Below are 15,234 nucleotides of genomic sequence, written 5' to 3'. Positions count from 1 at the left end.
TGAGAGGGGTTCGGGCCTAGGCCCTGTCCGGTGTTCCACCACCGGGCGGGGCCGTCCTCATGTCTGAGGTGGGGCCTTTGCGCTTTGCTAGATACCCATAGAACTCTCGGCGACCGCAGATTCGCCGACCTGCAGAAGCTCGTACGGCCATGAAGCGCACCGGCCTCCACGGCCCACAGCACCCTCCCGTTGCCACCCCGTCCCGCCAGGCCGTGCACGCCGCCTCCGCACACCGGCTGGGAGCCGCCGACCCCCACCAGGAGGGGCCGACGGACCTGAGGCTGGTGCCTCCGGCGCTGGCGGCCTGGGCAGCCGCCGCAGTGACGGTGGGAGCGCCGGCGGCCCGAGCCGTCGTCCTCCTCGCGGTGGTCCTGACCGGAGCCGTCGTCGCGGCACTGTTCACGGCACGCGCACCGGCGGGCCGGAACGGGGGCACGGGCGCAACCGAGGACAGCGCGTCCCCAGCCCCGGCGACGTCGAAAGCCCCGGCCCCGGCGACACCCGCAGACCGGGTGCCGGCCACGAGCGCGCGGACCCAGCGCGTCACCGCCGTCGTCACCGCCCTCCTGTGCGCCGCGGCGGCGGCCGCCTCCGCCGCACTGCACTCCGCCGACCTCCACCGGGGCCCGGTGCCCGAACTGGCCCGCAGACACGCGGTGGTGGAGGCCGAGACGACCGTCACCGGCGATCCACGACGGACCCGCCCCCGGGTACAGGGCGACCGGGCGACACCCGGCACCGTCGTCCTGGACGCCGAGATCACCCGGGTCACCACCGCCGACGGCACGACGACCGCCGTACGGACCCCGGTGCTCCTCCTCGCACCGGTACGGGGACCCACCGCATCCTGGCTGCGGCTGCTGCCCTCCACCCGGCTGAAGGTGACCGGCGCCCGACTGGCACCGCCGATGCGCGACGGTGACCGGATCGCCGCCGTGCTGCGGGTGCCGGGCGCCGGCGGACCACGGATTCTCGCCCCGCCGACCACCGTGCAACGCACGGCGGGGTCGCTCCGGGCCGGTCTGCGGCAGGCCACCGAGGAACTGCCGCCGGACGCAAGGGCGTTGCTGCCGGGGCTGGTCGTCGGCGACACCTCCCGGATGGAACCGGACCTGCACGACGCCTTCGAGGCCACCGACCTGGTGCACCTGACGGCCGTCTCGGGGAGCAACCTCACCATCGTGCTGGTGCTGCTGATCGGCCCGCCCTCGCTCGCCCTGCGCGCCGAGCGACGCGGGCTCGCACCCCGGCTCGGGCTCTCGCTGCGGACCACGGCACTGTGCGGAGGGGCTCTTACCCTCGCGTTCGTGATCGTGTGCCGTCCGGAGCCCAGCGTCCTGCGGGCCGCCGTCTGTGGGCTGATCACCCTGCTGGCCATCGGCACCGGTCGCCGCCGGTCGCTGATTCCCGCCCTGGCCGCCGCAGTGCTCCTTCTGATCCTGTACGACCCCTGGCTCGGCCGTAGTTACGGGTTCCTGCTGTCCGTGCTGGCCACCGGTGCGCTCCTCACCATCGGTCCCCGCTGGAGCGCGGGGATGCAACGGCGCGGGGTGCCGCCCCGGCCGGCCGAGGTGCTCGCGGCGGCCTGCGCGGCCCAGGCGGTGTGCGCACCGGTCGTCGCGGTGATCGCCGCCCGGGTCAGCCTGGTGGCGATCCCGTGCAACCTCCTCGCGGAGCTGGCGGTCGCGCCCGCCACCGTGCTCGGGTTCGCCGCCCTCGCCCTGGCGCCGGCGGCGATGCCCGTCGCCGAACTGCTCGCGCGGGTCGCCGGTTGGCCCGCCGGGTGGATCGCCTCGGTCGCCAGGGCCGGTGCCGCACTGCCGGGAGCGGAGATCGGCTGGCCGGGCGGCTGGCAGGGCGGGGCATTGCTGGCCCTGGTGACCGTCGTCGTGGTGCTCGCCCTGCGCCGGGCGCCGCGCCATCCGTGGCTGAGCCTCGGCTGCGTCCTGCTTCTGCTGCTGGCGGTGCTGCGTCCGGCACCGCTCACCGGGTTCCTGCACCGGTGGCCGCCACAGGGGTGGCGGTTCGTGCTGTGCGACGTCGGACAGGGGGACGCCACCGTGCTGTCGGCGGGGGACGGCACCGCCGTGGTCGTCGACGCGGGGCCCGACCCGGTGCTGGTGGACCGGTGTCTGCGCGACCTCGACGTAACCCGCGTCCCCCTGGTACTGCTCACCCACTTCCACGCCGACCATGTGAGCGGACTGTCCGGAGTGCTGCGCGGCAGGGACGTCGGTGCGATCCGGACCACGTCGCTGGCGGCCCCGGCGGAGCGGGTGGAGTTCGTTCGGCGGACGGCGGCCCGCGCCGGGGTGCCGGTGGCCGCCGTCCGGGCGGTGGAGCGGTATCGCATCGGCGCGCTCGACGGGTGGGTGCTCTGGCCGCCCCCGCCCCCGGCCGCTGTGCCGGGTGAGCCGAACGACGCGAGCGTCACCCTGTTCGTACGGTACGAAGGACCTGGAGGGGCGCTGACCCTGCTGCTGCCGGGAGACCTCGAACCGGCCGCCCAGCAGGCCCTGTTGAGGGCCCATCCGGCGCTGCCGCCGGTGGATGTCCTGAAGGTGGCGCACCATGGTTCCGCGCGCCAGGACCCCGGGCTGCTCCGCAGGGTGGCGCCCCGGCTGGCCCTCGTCCCGGTGGGGCGCGACAACCCGTACGGGCACCCCGCGCCCGCCGCTGTGAACGGGCTGCGGGCGCTGGGTGCGGTGGTGCTGCGCACGGACCGGGACGGTGCGATCGCCGTCACCGGCAGTGGTGGAGAGGTGGAGGCGGTGCCGCTGGGGGGCTGATTCCAGCCGGTGCCGGAATGTTCCCCGCCAGGGGCCGCACACCGGGTCGGGACCGTCTCCACGAGGTCTCCGCATCTTGCCCCGGTTTTGGGATTACTCCGGGTAACGGGTCGATGAGCAGTGTGTATGCCTAAGCGGAATGCTCAATTCAGACGTCAGGGACACCAGGCCCCATCTCCGCACCGAGCCCCTCGTTTGCCTCGAACGCCTCAGGGGTGATCGAATGCTTTTTCGTCAAAGGGTCGCCATCCCGACGGTTCGTCGTGCCTCGTCGCGCCCCTGCAGCAACGAATCGCACGGGGGTGCGCAAACCCATGATCTCCCGCTGGCTCGGCCGACGTTCGACCTCCGCAAGCCACGCCAATCCGCTCTCCGGACTCTCCGTCCCCTCCTCCGCAGGGGTGCTCACCTGCCGGGTCCTCGACCCCGTCAGCGAGCCGGTGCGGCAGGCGGAGTTCGTCGTCACCGACAGCACCGGGCGCCGCGTCGTGGGCGGTGAGACCGACCCGTACGGCACCCTCGTGGCAGCCGTCCCCGCGGGTGAGTACCGGCTCGCCGTCACCGCCGAGGGCTTCACCCCGTACCGCGGCAGCGCCACCGTCACCGAGAGCGGGCACTCCGGGCTCGGTGACATCTCGCTCCAGGTGGCGGCCCCGCCGCAGCTCCCCGACCCGGGCGAGTGGGAGATCGACCTGATGCACTCCCAGATCAGCTTCTCCGCCCGGCACATCGGTCTGGCGCGCATCCGGGGCCGGTTCAACAGTTTCGCGGGCGCGGTGCGCATCGGCGAGCGCATGGAGCACTCCGCCATGCACGTCATCATCGACGCCGCGTCCATCGACACCAACGTCAAGATGCGCGACGACCACCTGCGCTCCAAGGACTTCTTCGACGTCGCGAACTACCCGACGATGGAGTTCTACAGCGACCGCTTCGTGCACCGCGGCGGCAGCCGCTGGGCCATCTCCGGCGCGCTCACCCTGCACGGCGTCAGCCGCACCGTCACCCTCGACAGTCAGTACCTGGGCATGGGCAACGGCATCCAGGGCGAGACCCGTGCCGCCGTCCACTCCACCGCCGAACTGCACCGCGAGGACTTCACCCTCAACTGGCAGACGATGCTCGGCCACGGCATCGCGGCCATCGGTTCCTCCATCGCCGTCGAGCTGGACATCCAGATCATTCCCAAGGGCTCGGGCGCCCCGGCCTCCTGAGCAGATCATTCGGTAGCCCCGGGCATCCAAATCGGGCCGCCGGCTGCACGGCGTGCCTGCTGCGTACCGGACAATGTGCACGTGAGCGATGTACGACATGTGTTGGTGCTGCCGGACCGGGACGCCGCCGAGGAGGTGGCCCAGGAGCTCCCCGACCGTTTCGGGACGGCGGAGGAGCCCCAGCTCGTCCGGGACGCGCTGGCGGGCGAGGACGACGCCGAGGACGCGCAGTGGCTGGTGGTGGTCGAGGATCCCGAGGAACGCCTCGACCCCACCGCGCTGGACGCGCTGGCCGCCGAGTACGAGGGGTGGCTGGAGGCACCGTAGAACGCACCCTGCGAGCACTGTCAGTGCCCCGTGGGATGCTTGACCGCGATGGCCACCAGGAAGAATTCGACCGACGATCCGCTCGCCCCCGTCACCCTCGCCGTGGGGCAGGAGGACCTGCTGCTCGACCGTGCCGTGCAGCAGGTCGTGGCGGCGGCCCGCGCCGCCGACGCCGACACCGACGTACGCGACCTCACGCCCGACAAGCTGGAGCCCGGCACTCTCGCCGAGCTGACCAGCCCCTCGCTCTTCTCCGAGCGCAAGGTCGTCGTCGTGCGCAACGCACAGGACCTCTCCGCCGACACGATCAAGGACGTCAAGGCGTACCTCGGCGCACCGGCCGAGGAGATCACCCTCGTCCTGCTGCACGCGGGCGGCGCCAAGGGCAAGGGCCTCCTCGACGCGGCCCGCAAGGCGGGCGCCCGCGAGGTGGCCTGTCCCAAGACCACCAAGCCCGCCGAGCGCCTGTCGTTCGTACGGTCGGAATTCAAGGCGCTGGGACGCTCCGCCACCCCCGAGGCCTGCCAGGCCCTCGTCGACTCCATCGGCAGCGACCTGCGCGAGCTGGCCAGCGCGGTCTCCCAGCTGGTCGCGGACGTCGAGGGGACCATCGACGAGGCGATCGTCGGCCGGTACTACACGGGCCGCGCCGAGGCCTCCAGCTTCACCGTCGCCGACCGCGCGGTCGAAGGCCGGGCCGCGGAGGCCCTGGAGGCCCTGCGCTGGTCCCTGTCGACGGGCGTCGCCCCGGTGCTGATCACCAGCGCCCTCGCGCAGGCCGTACGGGCCATCGGCAAGCTGGCCTCCGCCCCGCGCGGCGCCCGCCCCGGAGACCTGGCACGGGACCTCGGGATGCCGCCCTGGAAGATCGACCGGGTGCGCCAGCAGATGCGCGGCTGGTCCGCCGACGGCGTCGCGACCGCCCTGCGCGCGGTCGCGGAGGCCGACGCGGGGGTGAAGGGCGGCGGGGACGACCCCGAGTACGCCCTGGAGAAGGCCGTGGTGGCCGTCGCCCGGGCGGCGAGGACGCGGAGCGCCCGTTAGGGGTGCGGAGGCGCCTGTGGGCCCGTGCGCGGGCCCACAGCGGAAACGTACGGAAAACGCCGGAACCCCGGTCTCCGTCCTGGGGAAGGACGAGGACCGGGGTTCCGGTTCACACTGTTTCCACCGCGCCCGCGTGGCGAACGCGTTTCGGTGCGCGGCGGGGGTGTCGGGTCAGGAGCGGTAGAGAGGGTCCGCTGGGTCCTGACGCCGACGGTGTACTACAGGTACCTCAGAGGTGATTGCTCAGCCCTGCAGGGAGTTCACCTGGGACGCCAGCGCCGACTTCTTGTTGGCGGCGGCGTTCTTGTGGATGACACCCTTGCTGACGGCCTTGTCGAGCGCACGGGAGGCATCGCGAACGGCCAGCGTGGCCTTCTCGGTGTCACCGGCGACGACGGCCTCGCGGGCCTTGCGCACGGCGGTCTTGACCGAAGACTTGACGGCCTTGTTGCGCAGGCGCGCCTTCTCGTTGGTCTTGTTCCGCTTGATCTGGGACTTGATGTTCGCCACGAAAGAGCCTTTACAGGTTCGGTTGGATCTCAATGTGTGCGTCCCGTCACCCGCAAGAGTCACGAGACACAGCTGCCCAGGCTACCAGCCGTCCCACGACCGGCCCAAACCGGCCGCAGGCCCCCGCACGTGGGACCATGGGAAGACTTCACAACTTCCGGACCGAGACGAGAACGACGCACGCGCGCGCACGGCGCACACCGCCGCGACGCATCCGCAGTGCCGTCTTCTCAAGAATCAGGACCCTGCGTGCCCGCGACTCCTCTCCACGTGCCCGAGCCGAGCCGTACCGACCCGGCACTGCTCCGAAACTTCTGCATCATCGCGCACATCGACCACGGCAAGTCGACGCTTGCCGACCGGATGCTGCAGCTGACCGGTGTGGTCGACCAGCGGCAGATGCGTGCCCAGTACCTCGACCGCATGGACATCGAGCGCGAGCGCGGCATCACGATCAAGTCCCAGGCGGTGCGGCTGCCGTGGGCGCCCACCGAGGGCGAGGACAAGGGCAAGACCCACATCCTCAACATGATCGACACCCCGGGCCACGTGGACTTCACCTACGAGGTCTCCCGTTCGCTGGCCGCCTGTGAGGGCACGGTCCTGCTGGTGGACGCGGCGCAGGGCATCGAGGCGCAGACCCTCGCCAACCTCTACCTGGCGATGGAGAACGACCTCACGATCGTTCCCGTACTGAACAAGATCGACCTCCCGGCCGCCCAGCCGGAGAAGTTCTCCGAGGAGCTCGCCAACCTCATCGGCTGCCAGCCGGAGGACGTGCTCAAGGTCTCCGCGAAGACCGGCGTCGGCGTGGACGCGCTGCTCGACCGCGTGGTGCGCGACGTACCGGCCCCGGTCGGCGTCAAGGACGCGCCCGCCCGCGCGATGATCTTCGACTCGGTCTACGACTCGTACCGCGGCGTCGTCACCTACGTCCGTGTCGTCGACGGGCAGCTCAACAAGCGCGAGCGCATCAGGATGATGTCGACCGGCGCCACCCACGAACTGCTGGAGATCGGCGTCTCCTCGCCCGAGATGACGCCGTCCGACGGTCTGGGCGTCGGCGAGGTCGGCTACCTCATCACCGGTGTGAAGGACGTCCGGCAGTCCAAGGTCGGTGACACCATCACCTCCCTGAACAAGGGCGCCACCGAGGCGCTCGGCGGCTACAAGGACCCGAAGCCGATGGTCTTCTCCGGTCTGTACCCGCTCGACGGCTCCGAGTACCCGGACCTGCGCGAGGCCCTCGACAAGCTCCAGCTCAACGACGCCGCCCTGGTGTACGAGCCGGAGACCTCCGCGGCGCTCGGCTTCGGCTTCCGCGTCGGCTTCCTGGGCCTGCTGCACCTCGACGTGATCCGCGAGCGCCTGGAGCGCGAGTTCGGCCTCGACCTCATCGCCACCGCGCCGAACGTGGTCTACCGCGTGGTCATGGAGGACGGCAGCGAGCACACGGTCACCAACCCGAGCGAATTCCCCGAGGGCAAGATCTCGGACGTCTTCGAGCCGGTCGTACGGGCCACGATCCTGGCCCCCAGCGAGTTCATCGGCGCGATCATGGAGCTCTGCCAGACCCGCCGCGGCACCCTCATCGGCATGGACTACCTCTCCGAGGACCGCGTCGAGATCCGCTACACCCTGCCGCTGGCGGAAATCGTCTTCGACTTCTTCGACCAGCTGAAGTCCAAGACCCGCGGTTACGCGTCGCTGGACTACGAGCCCACCGGCGAGCAGTCCGCAGCCCTCGTGAAGGTCGACATCCTGCTGCACGGCGACAAGGTCGACGCCTTCTCCGCCGTCACCCACAAGGACGCCGCCTACGCCTACGGTGTGCGGCTCGTCGCCAAGCTGCGCGAGCTCATCCCGCGCCAGGCCTTCGAGGTGCCGATCCAGGCGGCCATCGGCTCCCGGGTCATTGCCCGCGAGACCATTCGCGCCATCCGCAAGGACGTCCTCGCCAAGTGTTACGGCGGCGACATCTCCCGAAAGCGCAAGCTTCTGGAGAAGCAGAAGGAAGGCAAGAAGCGCATGAAGATGGTCGGCAGCGTCGAGGTGCCGCAGGAAGCCTTTATTGCGGTGCTCTCCAGCGACGATTCCGGCGGCAAGGCCAAGAAGTAGTAGTTCCGCCGTACCGCAGAAGCAGCGGAAGAAAAGCGCCCGTCCCCTCCCCGGACGGGCGCTTTCTGCGTTGATGTGAGGATGGAAAAATCTCCTGCGGGCAAATGAGTGATCGCCAAAAAGGGACCGAGAAGGAGATTCCCGACCGCTGCCCCTCCCGTTACGAATACCGGCAGCGGGGTTCCGGGCGGCCAGCAAGACGCTCGGTCGGCACGACAGTCGTGACCGTGAGAACGCCGCTACGGAAAGGGACTTTAAAGTGAAGTACTCGAAGGCTGCTGCGGTCGTTGCCGGTTCTGTGATGGTCCTGGGTGCGGCGTCGCCCGCCTTCGCGGACGACGTGGACAACCGTCCGGCCCGTTCCGCCAAGGACTCGGCCAAGGTGGTGGACACCAAGGTGGTCGCCCTCAACAAGATCTACAAGCCGAACACCGACATCGACGCGGTCACCGACCTGACCGGCGGCGTCACCGAAAAGGCGACGGCCACGCACAAGGCCACCTCGAACGCCGTGGTCGGCGGTGCGGACCAGACCGCGCGTTCCGTCCCGATGGTGGGCGGCATGCCGATCGGCGGCTGGACTCCGCTGTTCGACTGAGATTTCAGCGGGCCCGATGCATTCATTGCATCGGGCCCGCTTTTGTCTTTCTCATGCTCTTTACGGGTGCCTCTTCCGCGTGGATGGGCAACTGCCGTTTCCTCCTCGGCAATTGTGGAGCGCAGTTCCCCCCCGTCCCAAGAAGGCATTACGTGAATTCCCTTACGCTGCGCTGCGCCGGTACCGCCCTGGCCGCTCTGCTGCTCACCGGCGCCGGTGCGAGCGCCGCTGTCGCCGACGACGGCCCGGTCGCCAAGGGCCAGGCCGCCGCCGGTGTGTTCGTCGGCGGGCTGCTCGGCATCGGTGCCGTGAGCGACGTCAACGGCACTCACGCCTGGAACGGCGTCCACGTCCACGGTCCGGCCGCCACGGTCGGCATCGTCTCCGACACTGCGGTCGACCTCGGTGTCGTCGTGGACGCGGCGGCCGACATCGCCGCCAGCGCGAACGCGAAGGCGGACGTCGCCGCCGAGGCCGCCGCGGAGACCACCGCGAACGCCGCCGCCAAGGCCGAGGCCGCCGCCAAGGAGGCGGTCCCGGCCGCTCCGAGCGCCCCGGTCGCCCCGGCTGCTCCGGCTGCCGTTCCGGCTCCCGCCGCGGGCTGATCGCTGTCGTACGATCCGCAATTCAGGGCAGGGCCTGTCGCGCCACGGTGCGGCGGGCCCTGCCTGCTGTTCGGGCCGACGCGGGCGTCGCGATGCGGCCGCCGACGTGGTCCTTGCCGCGCCGGGCGGCTGTCGCCGATGTGAAGACCCGTTATGAAAAGGAGGGCCCGGAGGCCCTTACGCACCAGGCCCATGCGCTCTAGTCTGATCACTGATCGTTTGTTACTCGCCAGTTAAATACCAGCCAGTCGCGCAGCAATGCCGTGGGCCCGGAGGACGTCGTGAGCGACACACAGACCATGATCGAGAACCGGCCGCCGTCCGTCGCGGCCCTCTTCATCGAGCGCGTGGCCGCCACGCCCGACAGCGAGGCCTACCGGTATCCGGCAGCGCCGTCCGGCGGTCAGGGGCCCGACGAATGGCGCTCGCTGAGCTGGGCGCAGGCCGCCCGGCGGGTGTACGCGATCGGAGCGGGCCTCATCGAGCTGGGCGTCAGGCCCGAGGAGCGCGTCGCCCTCGCCTCCAACACCCGCGTCGAGTGGATTCTGACCGACCTCGGTGTGATGTGCGCCGGAGCGGCCACCACCACCATCTACCCCTCCACCAACGCCGAGGAGTCGGCGTACATCCTCTCCGACTCCGAGAGCCGCGTCCTGATCGCCGAGGACGCCGCCCAGCTCGCCAAGGCCCGCGAGAAGCGTGCGGAGCTGCCGAACCTGGCACACGTCGTCGTCGTGAACGCCGAGGACGCACAGGCCGCCGACGGCGACCCCGAGGGCTGGGTGCTCTCGCTCGCCGACCTGGAGTCCCGCGGCGCGGCGTACCTGGAGAAGAACCCGGAGGCGGTCAAGGAACGCGTCGCCGCCATCACCGCCGAGCAGCTCGCCACGCTCATCTACACCTCCGGCACGACCGGCCGCCCCAAGGGCGTACGGCTGCCGCACGACTGCTGGTCGTACATGGCGAAGGCGACCGTCGCGACCGGGCTGATCACCAAGGACGACGTCCAGTACCTGTGGCTGCCGCTGGCGCACGTCTTCGGCAAGGTCCTCACTTCGGGACAGATCGAGGTCGGCCACGTCACCGCCGTCGACGGGCGCATCGACAAGATCATCGAGAATCTGCCGATCGTGCAGCCGACGTACATGGCGGCCGTGCCGCGCATCTTCGAGAAGGTCTACAACGGCGTCGCCGCGAAGGCACGGGCCGGCGGCGGCGCGAAGTACAAGATCTTCCAGTGGGCGGCGGGCGTCGCCCGCGAGTACGCGAAGGTCACGCAGGACAACTTCCGGCGCACCGGGCAGGCGACCGCCCCGTTCGCCCTGAACGCCAAGCACAAGGTCGCCGACACCCTCGTCTTCGCGAAGATCCGCGAGGCGTTCGGCGGCAATCTGCGCGCCTGTGTGTCCGGTTCGGCGGCCCTCGCTCCCGACATCGGCTACTTCTTCTCCGGCGCCGGCATCCACATCCTGGAGGGCTACGGGCTCACCGAGTCCAGCGCCGCCAGTTTCGTGAACCCCGGCGAGGCGTACCGCACCGGCACCGTCGGCAAGCCGCTCCCCGGCACCGAGGTCCGTATCGCCGAGGACGGCGAGATCCTGCTGCGCGGCCCCGGCATCATGCAGGGCTACCACGGGCTGCCGGAGAAGACGGCCGAAGTCCTGGAGTCCGACGGCTGGTTCCACACCGGCGACATCGGCGAACTGTCGGCGGACGGCTATCTGCGGATCACCGACCGCAAGAAGGACCTCATCAAGACGTCCGGCGGCAAGTACATCTCGCCCGCCGAGGTCGAGGGACAGTTCAAGGCGGTGTGTCCGTACGTCTCCAACATCCTGGTGCACGGCGCCGACCGGAACTTCTGCACGGCGCTCATCTCCCTCGACGAGCCGACGATCCTCGGCTGGGCGCAGGAGCAGGGCCTCAAGGCGACGGCGTACGCCGACGTGGTCGCCGCCCCCGAGACGCAGACCCTCATCGAGGGGTACGTCAAGGAGCTCAACGAGGGGCTCCAGCGCTGGCAGACCATCAAGAAGTTCCGGCTGCTGCCGCGCGACCTGGACGTCGAGAACGGCGAACTGACACCGAGCCTGAAGCTGAAGCGGCCGGTCGTCGAGCGGGAGTACAAGCACTTGATCGACGAGATGTACGCGGGTTCCAGGGAAGCCTGAGGTTCCCTTCGGTACGGAGTCGTGCCGCGGCCCTAACCACTGTGGCCGCGGCGCATCTCCGTGAGGGTCTCCTGCATGCGGGCCACCTGTTCCCGCAGCGGCGAGGAGGCGTCCGGACACTCCTCCTCGACCTGTTCCCCGATCTTCGCCAACTGTTGCGCCAGCATTCCGAACTGTCGGCGCTCCTGTGCCAGCATCCGTTCCAGCTGCCGGTTCTTGCGGTGCAGTTCCAGGAAGACGTTGACCTTGGCGCGCAGTACCCACGGGTCGAACGGCTTGGTCAGGAAGTCGGCGGCCCCGGTGGCGTAGCCGCGGAAGGCGTAGCCGGAATCGCCCTCCGTGCCCGTGAGGAAGATGATCGGGACGTCCTTCGTCTGGTCGAGGCGCTTGATGTTGGACGCCGTCTCGAAGCCGTCCATGCCGGGCATCCGTACGTCGAGCAGCACCACGGCGAACTTCTGTCGCAGCAGTGCCTTCATCGCCTCCTCACCCGAGCGGGCCCGTACCAACGGTTCGTTGAGTGCGCCGAGGACCGCCTCCAGCGCGATGAGGTTGTCTTCCATGTCGTCCACGAGCAGGATGCTGGCGCGATCGGTCTGCGGTGCCTCAGTGGTCATCGTCTACTGCCTCACAGCGTCGGTGGTGGGCCGGCTGGCTCCCCTTGAGCGTCGGCCTGCTCCGGGATGTCGGGGGCCGTCGGCGTTCCCGGGGCCCTGGGGACTGTGAATCCTGCGGACGCGCACTCCTCCTGTTCCGGTTCCGTCAGCTCCCCATCGGGGTCGAGGAGGGAACAGACGACGGAGAGCAGCCGGTCCACGTCGACTGGCTTCGGCACGTACTCGTTGGCGCCCTGCGCGATGGACTTCTCCCGGTCCCCGGGCATCGCCTTCGCGGTGAGGGCGACGATCGGCAGTTCGGTCCACAGGGGTGTCTTGCGGATGGCTTCGATGGTCTCGTACCCATCCATCTCGGGCATCATGATGTCCATCAGGACGAGTTCGACATCGGGGTTGCGTTCCAGCATCTCGATGCCCTCCCGGCCGTTCTCCGCGTACAGCACCGGCATGCCCACCCTGCCCAGCACGTGGGTCAGCGCGAAGACGTTGCGAATGTCGTCGTCGACGATCAGCACGCGGCGGCCGGGCAGGACGACACCGGCCCGGCCGGACCTCCACTCCTCCAGCTTGGTGGTGGTGGGCCAGCCGTCGTCCTGCTCGGGCAGGGTGACGTGGTTGGCGGACAGCCCCTCGGGCGAGGTCATGGCCAGCACGCGGGCGGGCAGTTGGGGGTCGATCGGTTCGTGGTCGATGTGTCCGGGGTAGCGCACCGGGGCGTACAGGGTGAAGGTGGAGCCGAAGCCGGGCTCGCTCTCGGCGATGATGCGGCCGCCGAGCAGGCCCGCGATCTCCCGGCTGATCGACAGACCGAGACCGGTGCCTCCGTACTTGCGGTTGGTGGTGCCGTCCGCCTGCTGGAACGCCTCGAAGATGACGGGAAGTTTCTCGGCCGCGATGCCGATGCCGGTGTCCGAGACGGCGAAGGCGATGATGTCGTGCGCGCCCTTGAGGAGCTTGTTGTCGGGGTCCGTGATGCGGCTGACACGCAGTTCGACACGGCCGGACGACGTGAACTTGATGGCGTTGGACAACAGGTTCCGCAGGATCTGCTGAAGCCTCTGTTCGTCGGAGAACATTTCGCGCGGTACGTCCTCGCCGACCGCGACCTCGAAGGCGAGCCCCCGGTCGAGAGTGACCGGGCGGAAGGTGGCGTGCACGTAGTCGAGGAGTTTGATCAGGGGGAGCTTCTTGGGGCGGACGTCCATCCGGCCCGCCTCGATCTTCGACAGGTCGAGGATGTCGTTGATCAGCTGGAGCAGGTCGGAGCCGGAACGGTGGATGGTCGTCGCGAACTGCACCTCCTGGTCGGAGAGATGGCCGTCCGGGTTGTCGGAGAGCAGGCGGGCCAGGATCAGCAGGGAGTTGAGCGGAGTGCGCAACTCGTGCGACATGTTCGCCAGGAACTCCGACTTGTACTGGGAGGACGTCGCGAGCAGGGCCGCCTTCTCTTCGAGTTCGGCGTTGGAGCGCTGGAGTTCGGCCTGCTGGCGCTGGAGTTCGTTGGAACGGTCCTGGAGCTGGATGGCGAGGCGCTGTGACTCGCTGAGCAGGGACTCCGTACGGGAGTTGGCGATGATGGTGTTGATCGCGACACCGATGGTGTTCACGAACTGGTCGAAGAACGCCAGGTGGACGTCGGAGAACCGGGAGAACGACGCCAGTTCGATGACGCCGAGGAGTTTGTCCTCGAAGAGGATCGGGATGATGACGACGCTGGCGGGAGCGGCCTCACCGAGCCCGGAGTTGATTTTGATGTAGTCCGGCGGGGCCTCCTCGACGAGGATGCGCTTCTTTTCGAGTGCTGCCTGGCGTACGAGGCCGTGGCCGGGCATGCCGTGCGTGTCGACGGTGGCGCCCTGTGCGGACCCGTAACCGGCGATGAAGGCGAGTCCGCGCTGCGGCATCGTCGCGTTGGTGGTGTGCGAGGGGGTGCCGTCCGTCTCGGGGTCGGCGAGGAAGAACGCGCCGAACTGTGCGTTCACCAGCGGGGTGAGCTCGCGCAGGATCAGGTCGGCGACCTCCATCAGGTCGCGGTGGCCTTGCATCAGTCCGGCGAGGCGGGCGAGGTTGGACTCCAGCCAGTCCTTCGCCCGGGTCGTCTCGCGCAGGTTGGACACCATCAGGTTGATGTTGTCCTTGAGTTCGGAGACCTCGCCGCGGGTCTCCACGGTGATCGATCGGGACATGTCGCCCTGGGCGACGGCGGACGCCACTTCGGCGATCGCGCGCACCTGGGTGGTCAGGTTCAGGGCGAGCTCGTTGACGTTCGTGGTGAGGCGCTTCCAGGTGCCGTACACGCCCTCGACGCGGGCCTGGCCGCCGAGCTGGCCCTCGGAGCCGACCTCGCGGGCGACGCGGGTCACCTCGGAGGAGAACGACGACAGGGTGTCCACCATGGTGTTGATGGTGGTCTTCAGCTCCAGGATCTCGCCGCGTGCGTCGACGTCGATCTTCTTGGAGAGGTCGCCCTGGGCGACGGCGGTGGCGACCTGCGCGATGTTGCGCACCTGCGAGGTCAGGTTGTCCGCCATGTAGTTCACGTTGTCGGTGAGGTCCTTCCAGACGCCGGAGACGCCCAGCACCTGGGCGCGGCCGCCGAGACGGCCGTCGGTGCCGACCTCGCGGGCGACGCGGGTGACTTCGTCGGCGAACGCGCGCAACTGTTCCACCATCGTGTTGACGGTGTCCTTCAGCTCCAGGATCTCGCCGCGTGCGTCGACAGTGATCTTCTTGGAGAGGTCGCCGTTGGCGACGGCGGTGGTGACCTGGGCGATGTTGCGGACCTGCGAGGTCAGGTTGGAGGCCATGAAGTTGACGTTGTCGGTGAGGTCCTTCCAGACGCCGGAGACGCCGCGTACCTGTGCCTGACCGCCGAGGTTTCCTTCGGTGCCGACCTCGCGGGCGACGCGGGTGACTTCGTCGGCGAACGCGGAGAGCTGGTCGACCATCGTGTTGATCGTCGACTTGAGTTCCAGGATCTCGCCCTTCGCCTCGACGGTGATCTTCTTGCCGAGGTCGCCCTGGGCGACGGCGGTCGACACCAGGGCGATGTTGCGGACCTGGGACGTCAGGTTGTCCGCCATGAAGTTGACGTTCTCGGTGAGGTCCTTCCAGACGCCGCTGACGCCGCGCACCTGCGCGCGGCCGCCGAGGTTTCCTTCGGTGCCGACCTCGCGGGCGACGCGGGTGACTTCGTCGGCGAACGCGGAGAGCTGGTCGACCATCGTGTTGATCGTCGAGT

At 69.4% G+C, this 15,234-nt stretch carries 11 protein-coding genes; 8 read left to right on the top strand and 3 right to left on the bottom strand.

Annotated elements, in window-relative coordinates:
• Positions 1–149: 149 nt before the first annotated feature.
• From ACIO3O_RS19570 to holA, 4 genes are all read left to right on the top strand, one after another.
• Complete coding sequence (locus ACIO3O_RS19570; RefSeq protein WP_401747320.1) at positions 150–2,789, top strand: ComEC/Rec2 family competence protein; 2,640 nt, start codon at positions 150–152, stop codon at positions 2,787–2,789.
• A 314-nt stretch (positions 2,790–3,103) separates the two neighbouring features.
• Positions 3,104–4,003, top strand: coding sequence for a YceI family protein (locus ACIO3O_RS19565; protein ID WP_401747317.1), 900 nt, complete (start codon positions 3,104–3,106; stop codon positions 4,001–4,003).
• An 81-nt stretch (positions 4,004–4,084) separates the two neighbouring features.
• Positions 4,085–4,330 (top strand): hypothetical protein, encoded by a 246-nt coding sequence (locus tag ACIO3O_RS19560; protein WP_189827676.1) that lies wholly within the window; start codon positions 4,085–4,087, stop codon positions 4,328–4,330.
• Between the two features lie 48 nt (positions 4,331–4,378).
• Positions 4,379–5,374: a DNA polymerase III subunit delta gene (holA, locus tag ACIO3O_RS19555; protein ID WP_401747316.1), complete on the top strand. Its 996-nt coding sequence runs from the start codon at positions 4,379–4,381 to the stop codon at positions 5,372–5,374.
• A gap of 243 nt (positions 5,375–5,617) precedes the next feature.
• Here holA and rpsT read toward each other — a convergent pair whose 3' ends face one another.
• A complete protein-coding gene (gene rpsT / locus ACIO3O_RS19550) occupies positions 5,618–5,884 on the bottom strand; it encodes a 30S ribosomal protein S20 (protein ID WP_189827674.1) in 267 nt (88 codons plus the stop codon).
• Positions 5,885–6,133: 249 nt separating this feature from the next.
• Here rpsT and lepA point away from each other — a divergent pair, with 249 nt between their 5' ends.
• The 4 genes from lepA (at position 6,134) to ACIO3O_RS19530 (ending at position 11,376) form a co-directional block, all read left to right on the top strand.
• The gene (lepA, locus tag ACIO3O_RS19545; protein ID WP_401747312.1) at positions 6,134–8,002 is read left to right on the top strand and encodes a translation elongation factor 4; all 1,869 of its coding nucleotides are present in this window, start codon (positions 6,134–6,136) and stop codon (positions 8,000–8,002) included.
• A 259-nt stretch (positions 8,003–8,261) separates the two neighbouring features.
• Positions 8,262–8,600, top strand: coding sequence for a hypothetical protein (locus tag ACIO3O_RS19540; protein WP_401747310.1), 339 nt, complete (start codon positions 8,262–8,264; stop codon positions 8,598–8,600).
• Between the two features lie 152 nt (positions 8,601–8,752).
• Positions 8,753–9,205: a hypothetical protein gene (locus ACIO3O_RS19535; RefSeq protein WP_401747307.1), complete on the top strand. Its 453-nt coding sequence runs from the start codon at positions 8,753–8,755 to the stop codon at positions 9,203–9,205.
• A 281-nt stretch (positions 9,206–9,486) separates the two neighbouring features.
• The gene (locus ACIO3O_RS19530; protein ID WP_401747306.1) at positions 9,487–11,376 is read left to right on the top strand and encodes an AMP-dependent synthetase/ligase; all 1,890 of its coding nucleotides are present in this window, start codon (positions 9,487–9,489) and stop codon (positions 11,374–11,376) included.
• A gap of 32 nt (positions 11,377–11,408) precedes the next feature.
• Here the strand turns inward: ACIO3O_RS19530 and ACIO3O_RS19525 are convergent, their stop codons facing one another.
• The gene (locus ACIO3O_RS19525; RefSeq protein ID WP_401747305.1) at positions 11,409–11,993 is read right to left on the bottom strand and encodes a two-component system response regulator; all 585 of its coding nucleotides are present in this window, start codon (positions 11,991–11,993) and stop codon (positions 11,409–11,411) included.
• A gap of 11 nt (positions 11,994–12,004) precedes the next feature.
• The coding region (locus ACIO3O_RS19520; protein WP_401747302.1) for a HAMP domain-containing protein at positions 12,005–15,234 on the bottom strand (3,230 nt) is incomplete at its 5' end.

This window comes from Streptomyces sp. NPDC087440, from assembly GCF_044744005.1.
Classification (GTDB): Bacteria; Actinomycetota; Actinomycetes; order Streptomycetales; family Streptomycetaceae; genus Streptomyces.
The sequence above is the reverse complement of the archived record's forward strand: the minus strand, read 5'-3'. Positions and strand labels throughout refer to the sequence as shown.

Coding starts and splice junctions, on each gene's coding strand:
- ACIO3O_RS19570 (WP_401747320.1), top strand. CDS start 150: ATGAAGCGCACCGGCCTCCACGGCCCACAGCACCCTCCCGTTGCCACC.
- ACIO3O_RS19565 (WP_401747317.1), top strand. CDS start 3,104: ATGATCTCCCGCTGGCTCGGCCGACGTTCGACCTCCGCAAGCCACGCC.
- holA (WP_401747316.1), top strand. CDS start 4,379: ATGGCCACCAGGAAGAATTCGACCGACGATCCGCTCGCCCCCGTCACC.
- ACIO3O_RS19525 (WP_401747305.1), bottom strand. CDS start 11,993: ATGACCACTGAGGCACCGCAGACCGATCGCGCCAGCATCCTGCTCGTG.